We start from the raw sequence: 9,911 nt of genomic DNA, 5'->3' as shown, positions 1-9,911 counted from the left end.
AACGCTCGGCTGGGAAACCCCAGCCGAGCGCCTGTCTAAACTGCTCGCGGCCTGAACAACCGATCACGTGTTGCGACGACCACTCGAATTCGCCCGACGGCGGGGCCGTCCGCACGTCCGCGGCGCACCGGGCGGGGCTGTTCGCACGTCCGCGGCGCACCGGTGGCCGGGCGCCCCCGCCCCTTCTCGTAGTCTTGGGCCCGTGCAGGAACTCCACGATGCCCCGCTCGCCCCGCTGACCACCTTCCGGCTCGGCGGCCCGGCCGCCCGGCTGATCACCGCCACGACCGACGCCGAGGTGATCGCCGCCGTGCGCGAGGCCGACGACGCCGGCACGCCGCTGCTGATCGTCGGCGGCGGATCGAACCTGGTCATCGGTGACAAGGGCTTCGCCGGGACGGCCCTGCGCATCGCCACGAAGGGCTTCTCGCTCGACGGTACGAGGCTGGAGCTGGCCGCGGGCGAGGTGTGGACCGACGCGGTCGCCCGCACCGTCGAGGCCGGGCTCGCCGGGATCGAGTGCCTGGCCGGCATCCCCGGCTCGGCCGGCGCGACGCCGATCCAGAACGTGGGCGCGTACGGCCAGGAAGTGTCGTCGACGATCACCGAAGTGATCGCCTATGACCGGAAGACGCGCGAGACGGTCACGCTGACCAACGCCGAGTGCGCCTTCTCGTACCGCCACAGCCGCTTCAAGGCCGACTCCGAGCGCCATGTGGTGCTGCGCGTGCGCTTCGAGCTGGAGGATGCTCAGGGACTGTCGGCGCCGGTCAAGTACGCCGAGACGGCTCGTGCGCTCGGCGTGGAGCCCGGCGACCGTGTGCCCCTCGGCGCCGCCCGCGAGACCGTCCTGAAGCTGCGGGGCGGCAAGGGCATGGTGCTCGACCCCGAGGACCACGACACCTGGTCCGCCGGGTCGTTCTTCACCAACCCGATCCTCACGGACGAGGCGTTCGCCGCGTTCCACGCGCGCGTGAAGGAGCGGCTCGGCGCGGACGCCGCACCGCCGGCGTACGCGGCAGGTGAGGGCCACACCAAGACCTCCGCGGCCTGGCTGATCGACAAGTCGGGCTTCACCAAGGGCTACGGAACCGGGCCCGCCCGTATCTCCACCAAGCACACGCTGGCCCTGACCAACCGGGGCGGCGCCACCACCGAGGACCTCCTCGCGCTGGCCCGGGAGGTCGTCGCCGGTGTCCACGAGGCCTTCGGGATCACCCTGGTCAACGAGCCGGTGACGGTGAACGCCAGCCTCTAGAGGCCCTGAGGCAGAGGCTTGAGGCAGAGGCCCTGAAGAACCCTGAAGGACCAGGTCTCTGAAGACGCGCCCAGGTCTCTGAAGGCGCACCGTGAGATCTCTGAAGGCGCGTCCTAGTAGGCGACGCCCACTCCCTGTTTCACGGTCGCCGGGTCGTCGATCATCGCCAGCATCGCGTGGGCCACGTCCGCGCGCGCGATGAAGCGGCCCTTGGGCGGGAAGCCGCCCACGGCCGTGCGGTAGGAGCCGGTCAGCGGCTTGTTCTGGAGCCGGGGCGGACGGACGACGGTCCAGTCCGTGGCGCTGGCCGCCAGCTCGCCCTCCATCTCCCGCAGGTCGGCGTAGACGTCCTTCAGGATGCTGGAGATCAGCCGGCGCATGGCGCGGTCGACGGGCGTGTCGTTCTCGGCGCCGGGGCCGACCGGACCCGCGCTGACCGCCAGCAGTCGCCGCACCTGCTCCGCCTCCATGGCGCCCAGCACCGTACGGGTGAGCCGGGCGGCGACCCCGGCGTCCTTGCGGCTGCGCGCGCCGAGTCCGGAGAGGACCGCGTCCCGGCCCGCGACGGCGGGGCGCAGCGATCCCGGGTCGGTGAGATCCGCGCGGAACACCTCCAGACCCGCGCCCGTGACGGTCAGCCGCGCGGGATCCCGTACGACGGCCGTGACCTGGTGGCCCGCGCCGAGGGCCTGGCGGACGATCTCCTGGCCGATGCCTCCGGTGGCACCGAAAACGGTGAGTTTCATGAGCTGCTCCGCATGAGGTGGAGATGGGTGGGTGAGTGTTCACTCACCCGTGCTCCTTCTAGAGTGGGTAAGTACTCACTCACCCGTCAACCCCGTGAGGACGTGTCATGGAATCCTTGGGTCCCATGCAGCAGAAATCCGCCACGGAGCCCACGCCGTCGAAGCCGGCCAGGATCCGCATCCTCGACGCGGCGCACGAGCTCATGCTCACCCTCGGCCTCTCCCGCACCACCACCAAGGAGATCGCCAGGGCGGCCGGCTGCTCCGAGGCCGCGCTCTACAAGTACTTCGCGAGCAAGGAAGAGCTGTTCATCCGGGTCCTTCAGGAGCGGCTGCCGCGGCTGGGCCCCCTCCTGGAGCGGCTGACGGACGAGCCGGGGGAGCACTCCCTGGAGGAGAACCTCACCGCGATCGCCCGCCAGGCGGCCCTCTTCTATGAACAGAGTTTCCCGATAGCCGCCTCCTTGTACGCCGAGACACAGCTCAAGCGCCGCCACGACGACGCCATGCGGGCCATGGGCGCGGGCCCGCACATGCCCATCCGGGGCGTCGCCGCGTATCTGCTGGCGGAGCAGCGGGCCGGGCGCGTTCAGCCGGACACCGACACCTACGCGGCCGCGTCCCTCCTCCTGGGCGCCTGCGCACAGCGGGCGTTCGCCTACGACGCCACCCAGGAGGGCGCGCCCCCGCCCCTGGACACCTTCGCCCCGGCGCTCGCCCGCACCCTGCTCGCCGGGATCGCGCCCGGGGACGCGACTGGGCCAGGACAGGTCTAGGCGGTCAGCCAGTCGTCGACGCCGGCCAGCAGCTTCGCCCGGACGTCCTCCGGCGCGGCCGAGGCGCGGATGGACTGGCGGGCCAGCTCGGCCAGTTCCGGGTCCGTGAAGCCGTGGTAGCGGCGGGCGATCTCGTACTGGGCGGCGAGCCGGGATCCGAAGAGCAGCGGGTCGTCGGCGCCGAGGGCCAGCGGCACACCGGCTTCGAACAGAGTTCGCAGGGGGACGTCGGCGTGCTTCTCGTAGACGCCCAGGGCGACGTTCGAGGCGGGACAGACCTCACAGGTCACCCCGCGGTCCGCGAGGCGCTTCAGCAGCCGCGGGTCCTCGGCGGCCCGTACCCCGTGGCCGATCCGTGAGGCGTGCAGATCGTCCAGGCAGTCGCGGACCGAGGCGGGCCCGGTCAGTTCGCCGCCGTGCGGCGCGGACAGCAGCCCGCCCTCGCGGGCGATGGCGAAGGCCCGGTCGAAGTCCCGCGCCATGCCCCGCCGCTCGTCGTTGGAGAGCCCGAAACCGACGATCCCCCGGTCCGCGTAGCGCACGGCGAGCCGGGCCAGCGTGCGGGCGTCCAGGGGGTGCTTCATCCGGTTGGCGGCCACCAGGACGCGCATGCCGAGCCCGGTCTCCCGTACGGCCGAGTCGACCGCGTCCAGGATGACCTCCAGGGCCGGGATCAGACCGCCGAGGCGCGGGGCGTACGACGTCGGGTCGACCTGGATCTCCAGCCACCCGGAGCCGTCCTTCAGGTCCTCCTCGGCGGCCTCGCGCACCAGGCGCTGGATGTCCTCGGGCTCTCTGAGGCAGGACCGCGCGGCGTCGTAGAGGCGCTGGAAGCGGAACCAGCCGCGCTCGTCGGTCGCCCGCAGTTTCGGCGGTTCCCCGCTGGTCAGCGCGTCCGGCAGCCGTACGCCGTACTTGTCGGCCAGTTCCAGCAGGGTGGTGTGCCGCATCGAACCGGTGAAGTGCAGGTGCAGATGGGCCTTCGGCAGTTCACTCACATCACGTACGCGCTCCATCCGAGGATCTTGCCGTACGCGGATGTCGTGCCGGTAGCGCTTTCGCTGATCGGAGGCTTGCTCGAACGGACGAACGGGGGCCGGTCACTCCTGAGAGTGGCCGGCCCCCGCACGCGCGCGTGGAGCGCGAAGACGTCACCGGCGCCCCGAAGGGCGCGAGAGGACGGAGGAGGTCAGTCCTTGGCCTCGGACAGCAGCTGCTGGATCCGGCTGACGCCCTCGACGAGGTCCTCGTCGCCGAGCGCGTACGACAGGCGCAGGTAGCCCGGCGTGCCGAAGGCCTCGCCCGGGACGACCGCGACCTCGGACTCCTCCAGGATGAGCGCGGCCAGCTCGACCGTGTCGGCGGGGCGCTTGCCGCGGATCTCCTTGCCGAGGAGTCCCTTCACCGAGGGGTACGCGTAGAAGGCGCCCTCGGGTTCGGGGCAGAGCACGCCGTCGATCTCGTTCAGCATGCGCACGATGGTCTTGCGGCGGCGGTCGAAGGCCTCGCGCATCTTCGCGACGGCCGCGAGGTCGCCCGAGACGGCGGCGAGCGCGGCGACCTGGGCCACGTTGGAGACGTTCGAGGTGGCGTGCGACTGGAGGTTGGTCGCGGCCTTGATGACGTCCTTCGGGCCGATGACCCAGCCGACGCGCCAGCCGGTCATCGCGTACGTCTTGGCGACGCCGTTGACGACGACGCACTTGTCACGCAGCTCGGGCACCACCACGGGCAGCGAGTGGAATTCCGCGTCCCCGTAGACCAGGTGCTCGTAGATCTCGTCGGTCAGGACCCACAGGCCCTTCTCGGCGGCCCAGCGGCCGATCTCCTCGATCTGCTCGCGGGTGTAGACCGCGCCCGTCGGGTTGGACGGGGAGACGAAGAGCAGCACCTTGGTGTTCTCGGTGCGGGCGGCCTCCAGCTGCTCGACCGAGACGCGGTAGCCGGTGGTCTCGTCCGCGACGACGTCCACCGGGACACCGCCGGCGAGACGGATGGACTCCGGGTAGGTGGTCCAGTAGGGCGCCGGGACGATGACCTCGTCGCCCGGGTCGAGGATCGCGGCGAAGGCCTCGTAGATGGCCTGCTTGCCGCCGTTGGTGACGAGGACCTGGGCGGCCTCCACCTCGTAGCCGGAGTCGCGCAGCGTCTTCGCGGCGATCGCGGCCTTCAGCTCGGGGAGCCCGCCGGCCGGCGTGTAGCGGTGGTACTTGGGGTTCGAGCAGGCCTCGATGGCGGCCTGGACGATGTAGTCCGGGGTCGGGAAGTCGGGCTCACCGGCGCCGAAACCGATCACCGGACGTCCGGCGGCCTTGAGTGCCTTGGCCTTGGCGTCCACGGCGAGGGTGGCGGACTCGGAGATCGCGCCGACTCGGGCGGAGACCCGGCGCTCGGTGGGAGGGGTTGCAGGGCTCATGGGACCCATCGTTTCAGACTGGAAACGCCCCCGGCACGCGGGTTTCACAGACTGAACAACGGCAGAACATCCGTCCGGATCCGCGCGCCCCACCAGTCGATCTTCAGCGGAGGAAGCCCGTACGGACACTTTCTGTTCGACGACCGGCTCCGGACCACGTACACTCTCACCTCGTTGGCCTTCACCGGCCGCACTCAACCGGTGCACACCGAGCACCCGGTCGGATGCGGTACGTTGGGGGAAATCAAAGGGTCGTAGCTCAATTGGTAGAGCACTGGTCTCCAAAACCAGCGGTTGGGGGTTCAAGTCCCTCCGGCCCTGCTACACACACCTTTCGCCAGGATGTGTGCGCGTGTACGTACTGCAATGCACCGCCGTGCGGCTCATACCGGGCGCGGCACGGTCACGACCCGGGAATCAGGTGAGGACGAGTGACGGACGCCGTGGGCTCCATCGACATGCCTGATGCCGAGGCGCCGGAGTCCAAAAAGAAGGCCCGCAAGGGCGGTAAGCGTGCCAAGAAGGGCCCGCTGAAGCGCCTTGCCACTTTCTACCGCCAGATCGTTGCGGAGCTCCGCAAGGTCGTCTGGCCGACTCGCAATCAGCTGACGACCTACACCACAGTGGTGATCGTGTTCGTCGTCATCATGATGGGCCTGGTGACCCTGATCGACTTTGGGCTCAACCACGCCGCCAAGTACGTCTTCGGCTGAGCCGACAGCGAAGGGCGCCGTCACCGGCGCCCCTTTCGCGTGTTCCACCCCCATGTATCCAGGAAGAAGCAGCCACCGTGTCTGACCCGAACCTGAACGACGCCACCGAGTCGGTCGAGTCCGTTGACGACGAGCTCGAGATCGTCGAGGGAGCGGACGTCGTGGACGAGTTCGAGGCTGCCGATGCCGCCGCCGGCGAGCCCGCCGAGGACGCGGCCCTGCACGTCGAGGACGAGTCCGGTGAGGACGTCGAGGACGAGGACGTGCCCGCCGAGGCGCTCGCCGACGACGACGCCGATGAGGCCGATGAGGCCGAGGCCGAAGCAGCGGCCGAGCCCGTCGACCCCGTGACCGCCCTGCGCGAGGAACTGCGCCTGCTCCCCGGCGAGTGGTACGTCATCCACACGTACGCCGGTTACGAGAACCGCGTGAAGACCAACCTCGAGCAGCGTGCCGTTTCGCTGAACGTCGAGGACTTCATCTTCCAGGCCGAGGTGCCGCAGGAAGAGGTCGCGCAGATCAAGAACGGCGAGCGCAAGACGATCAAGCAGAACAAGCTCCCGGGCTACGTCCTGGTCCGCATGGACCTGACGAACGAGTCCTGGGGTGTCGTCCGCAACACGCCCGGCGTCACCGGCTTCGTGGGCAACGCCTACGACCCGTACCCGCTGACCCTGGACGAGATCGTCAAGATGCTCGCCCCGGAGGCCGAGGAGAAGGCCGCCCGCGAGGCCGCCGAGGCCGAGGGCAAGCCCGTTCCGCAGCGCAAGGTCGAGGTCCAGGTGCTGGACTTCGAGGTCGGCGACTCGGTCACCGTCACCGACGGCCCGTTCGCCACGCTGCAGGCCACCATCAACGAGATCAACGCCGACTCGAAGAAGGTCAAGGGCCTCGTCGAGATCTTCGGCCGCGAGACTCCGGTCGAGCTTTCCTTCGACCAGATCCAGAAGAACTAGCACCTTCTGGACGTACGTCTTCCGAACAGGTCAGACGGGCTGTCACAGCCTGTCTGACCTGCTCGGTTTTTAGCCGCGCGCAGATACCCGTTATCGTTGTGCGGTATGCCTCCATCCGGATCATCACCTCGGTTGAAGGCAGCCGTCCGGGGCGACTCGGACGTAGGAAGGCGAAAACGAAAGAGGACCCGGAATGCCTCCCAAGAAGAAGAAGGTCACGGGGCTCATCAAGCTCCAGATCAACGCCGGTGCGGCGAACCCGGCCCCGCCGGTCGGCCCCGCGCTCGGTCAGCACGGCGTCAACATCATGGAGTTCTGCAAGGCCTACAACGCGGCGACCGAGTCGCAGCGTGGCTGGGTCATCCCGGTGGAGATCACGGTCTACGAGGACCGCTCCTTCACCTTCGTGACCAAGACTCCGCCGGCCGCGAAGATGATCCTCAAGGCCGCGGGTGTCGAGAAGGGCTCCGGCGAGCCGCACAAGACCAAGGTCGCCAAGATCACCCAGGCGCAGGTCCGCGAGATCGCCACGACCAAGATGCCCGACCTCAACGCCAACGACCTGGACGCCGCGTCGAAGATCATCGCCGGCACCGCCCGTTCCATGGGCATCACGGTCGAGGGCTGACACCCACCTTCGTAGGAACCATGCGGCTCCGGCCGCACGTGGCAGGGCCTGCTCGGCCCGTACCACGACTCCTCAGAACACATCAGGAGCAGTAGTGAGCAAGCGCAGCAAGTCTCTCCGCGCTGCGGACGCCAAGGTCGACCGGGAGAAGCTCTACGCCCCGCTCGAGGCCGTCCGTCTCGCCAAGGAGACCTCCACGAGCAAGTACGACGGCACCGTCGAGGTCGCCTTCCGCCTGGGTGTCGACCCGCGCAAGGCCGACCAGATGGTCCGTGGCACCGTGAACCTCCCGCACGGCACCGGTAAGACCGCCCGGGTCCTGGTCTTCGCGACCGGTGACCGTGCCGAGGCCGCGACCGCCGCGGGCGCCGACATCGTCGGCTCCGACGAGCTCATCGACGAGGTGGCGAAGGGCCGTCTGGACTTCGACGCCGTCGTCGCCACCCCGGACCTCATGGGCAAGGTCGGCCGCCTCGGCCGCGTGCTCGGTCCCCGTGGTCTCATGCCGAACCCCAAGACCGGCACCGTGACCCCGGACGTCGCCAAGGCTGTCACCGAGATCAAGGGTGGCAAGATCGAGTTCCGCGTCGACAAGCACTCGAACCTGCACTTCATCATCGGCAAGGTGTCCTTCGACGACACCAAGCTGGTGGAGAACTACGGTGCGGCCCTCGACGAGATCCTTCGTCTGAAGCCGTCGGCCGCCAAGGGTCGCTACATCAAGAAGGCCGCGATCAGCTCGACGATCGGCCCCGGCGTTCCCGTCGACCCCAACCGCACCCGCAACCTCCTCGTCGAGGAGGACCCGGCCGCCGTCTGAGCCTCCCGCTCACCCCGGTGACCGCGTCGCGCACGCGTTTCTGAACGGGCCCCGCAACCTTTCGAGGTGCGGGGCCCGTCCTCATGTCCGGAGGCCTTTTCGGGGCGATCACCCCAGAAGGAATTCGGATACGGGTGTCAGTGGGCTGCGCTAGCGTGCGGTTCACAAAATTCGCATAGGGGTGGACGAATGAACAGCATCATGGCGCGCCGCGTGACTCTCTCGATCGCGCTGACGGCCGCGCTGGCGGGGTTGACGGCCTGCAACTCGTCGAGTTCCGCCGGGAGTTCGGGCAAGGACGACAGGGCCGGGCACAAGGGCACCACGCTCGTCAGTCCCATCGCGGCCCTGCGCTCCGCGGAGAAATCCACCGACGGCGCCGACTCCGCCCGGATCGAGTCGACGACGACCATGGGCTCGCTGATGTCCATGAAGTCGGGCGGCGTCATGGGCTGGGGCAAGGGCCTCACCGGCGCCATGACGATCACGTACACCGGCGGCACGATGGCCGACACGATGCGCAAGATGGGCAGCGCCTCCCTGGAGGCCCGCTATCTGTCCGACGCCTACTACGCGAAGATGGGCGACACGTTCGCCCAGCAGGCGGGCGGCAAGCACTGGATCCGGTACGGATACGACGACCTGGCGAAGTTCGGGGGCGGCTCGGGCGCGCTCCTGAAGGACCAGGTGCAGAACAACTCGCCGAGCCAGTCGGTGAAGCTCCTGCTGGCGTCCGGCGATGTCAAGAAGGTCGGCGACGAGACGGTCCGCGGCGAGAAGGCCACGCACTACGCGGGCACGGTGAACGTCGCGGACTTCGCGGCCCGGAGCTCCCATCTCAGCGCGAGTCAACTCGCCAGTATGAAGAAGCAGTTCACCCAGGCCGGCATCACGACGGAGGCCGTCGACATCTGGGTCGACGGCAAGGGCCTGCCCGTCAAGGCGGTCTCCAAGGCCGCGATGTCGGGCGGCACGATGTCCTCCACGACGTACTACAGCGACTACGGAGTGAAGGTCTCGGCCGCGGCGCCCCCGGCCGGTGACACCGAGGACTTCAAGGACCTCCTGAAGAAGCAGGGCGGGACACCCGGCAGCGGCGACACGTCGACCGGATCCGGCACGAGCTCCGGCTCCTGAGGCCGGCCCCGCCCCGCCGTCTCCCTCCTGGGGCATCACCTTCCTGCGCTACCGGATGACGGGCAAGGTCCCCCAGGAGGGCAAGGCCAGTGGTGAGGCGGCGATGCCCGCCAAGGGTGCCGTCGACCTCGCCGAGATGCTGAAGGGCGCCCGGCAGGGCTGACCTCTCCGGGCGGCACGGCTGACCCCTCCGGGCGGATTTGCTTGGCGACGTCCCCTTCACGTACTCTCCTCAAGAAGCCAAAGACCGCTGGTCGTTGCCTCGCGCTCGCAAGAGGGCGTGGTGACCGAAGGATCCGCTGAAACTGCGGACGACCCGCGTAGGTGATTCGTGGATGTGTTCCCGGAGTTCGCATGCCCAGCGTGCGGAGGAATCCGGTAGAGCTACGCCCCGTGCGCCTGCGCCGGGGCGTTTCGTTTTGTCAGTCCCTTTTGAGCGGTCCTCATCACCCGGAAGGAGG

At 69.0% G+C, this 9,911-nt stretch carries 10 protein-coding genes and 1 tRNA gene; 8 read left to right on the top strand and 3 right to left on the bottom strand.

From position 1 onward, the window contains the following. Positions 1-202 precede the first annotated feature (202 nt). The gene (locus tag ACZ6KY_RS40200; RefSeq protein WP_469315208.1) at positions 203-1,258 is read left to right on the top strand and encodes a UDP-N-acetylmuramate dehydrogenase; all 1,056 of its coding nucleotides are present in this window, start codon (positions 203-205) and stop codon (positions 1,256-1,258) included. A gap of 113 nt (positions 1,259-1,371) precedes the next feature. Here ACZ6KY_RS40200 and ACZ6KY_RS40195 read toward each other — a convergent pair whose 3' ends face one another. Beyond that, positions 1,372-2,004: an NAD(P)-dependent oxidoreductase gene (locus tag ACZ6KY_RS40195; protein ID WP_469315207.1), complete on the bottom strand. Its 633-nt coding sequence runs from the start codon at positions 2,002-2,004 to the stop codon at positions 1,372-1,374. Between the two features lie 125 nt (positions 2,005-2,129). Here ACZ6KY_RS40195 and ACZ6KY_RS40190 point away from each other — a divergent pair, with 125 nt between their 5' ends. Continuing rightward, complete coding sequence (locus ACZ6KY_RS40190) at positions 2,130-2,780, top strand: TetR/AcrR family transcriptional regulator (RefSeq protein WP_469315206.1); 651 nt, start codon at positions 2,130-2,132, stop codon at positions 2,778-2,780. Here the strand turns inward: ACZ6KY_RS40190 and ACZ6KY_RS40185 are convergent. Next, entirely contained in the window at positions 2,777-3,796 is a 1,020-nt protein-coding gene (locus ACZ6KY_RS40185) for an adenosine deaminase (RefSeq protein ID WP_469315205.1), read from the bottom strand. The two genes, ACZ6KY_RS40190 and ACZ6KY_RS40185, sit on opposite strands and share 4 nt — an antisense overlap. Positions 3,797-3,969: 173 nt before the next feature. Beyond that, entirely contained in the window at positions 3,970-5,196 is a 1,227-nt protein-coding gene (locus ACZ6KY_RS40180; protein WP_469315204.1) for a pyridoxal phosphate-dependent aminotransferase, read from the bottom strand. 248 nt (positions 5,197-5,444) lie between these two features. Here ACZ6KY_RS40180 and ACZ6KY_RS40175 point away from each other — a divergent pair. From ACZ6KY_RS40175 to ACZ6KY_RS40150, 6 genes are all read left to right on the top strand, one after another. After that, a tRNA-Trp gene (locus ACZ6KY_RS40175) sits at positions 5,445-5,517 on the top strand. A gap of 110 nt (positions 5,518-5,627) precedes the next feature. Then, positions 5,628-5,909 (top strand): preprotein translocase subunit SecE, encoded by a 282-nt coding sequence (gene secE / locus ACZ6KY_RS40170; protein ID WP_469315203.1) that lies wholly within the window; start codon positions 5,628-5,630, stop codon positions 5,907-5,909. 77 nt (positions 5,910-5,986) lie between these two features. Further along, positions 5,987-6,865, top strand: coding sequence for a transcription termination/antitermination protein NusG (gene nusG, locus ACZ6KY_RS40165; RefSeq protein WP_469315202.1), 879 nt, complete (start codon positions 5,987-5,989; stop codon positions 6,863-6,865). A 193-nt stretch (positions 6,866-7,058) separates the two neighbouring features. Further along, a complete protein-coding gene (gene rplK / locus ACZ6KY_RS40160; protein ID WP_266761707.1) occupies positions 7,059-7,493 on the top strand; it encodes a 50S ribosomal protein L11 in 435 nt (144 codons plus the stop codon). Between the two features lie 94 nt (positions 7,494-7,587). Beyond that, on the top strand, positions 7,588-8,313 hold the full coding sequence (rplA, locus tag ACZ6KY_RS40155; protein ID WP_451806068.1) for a 50S ribosomal protein L1: 726 nt from the start codon (positions 7,588-7,590) through the stop codon (positions 8,311-8,313). Between the two features lie 189 nt (positions 8,314-8,502). Then, complete coding sequence (locus ACZ6KY_RS40150; protein ID WP_469315201.1) at positions 8,503-9,450, top strand: SCO4651 family lipoprotein; 948 nt, start codon at positions 8,503-8,505, stop codon at positions 9,448-9,450. Positions 9,451-9,911: the final 461 nt, after the last annotated feature.

This window comes from Streptomyces sp. NPDC042002, from assembly GCF_055588305.1.
This window is presented reverse-complemented; position numbering and strand designations above follow the sequence as displayed.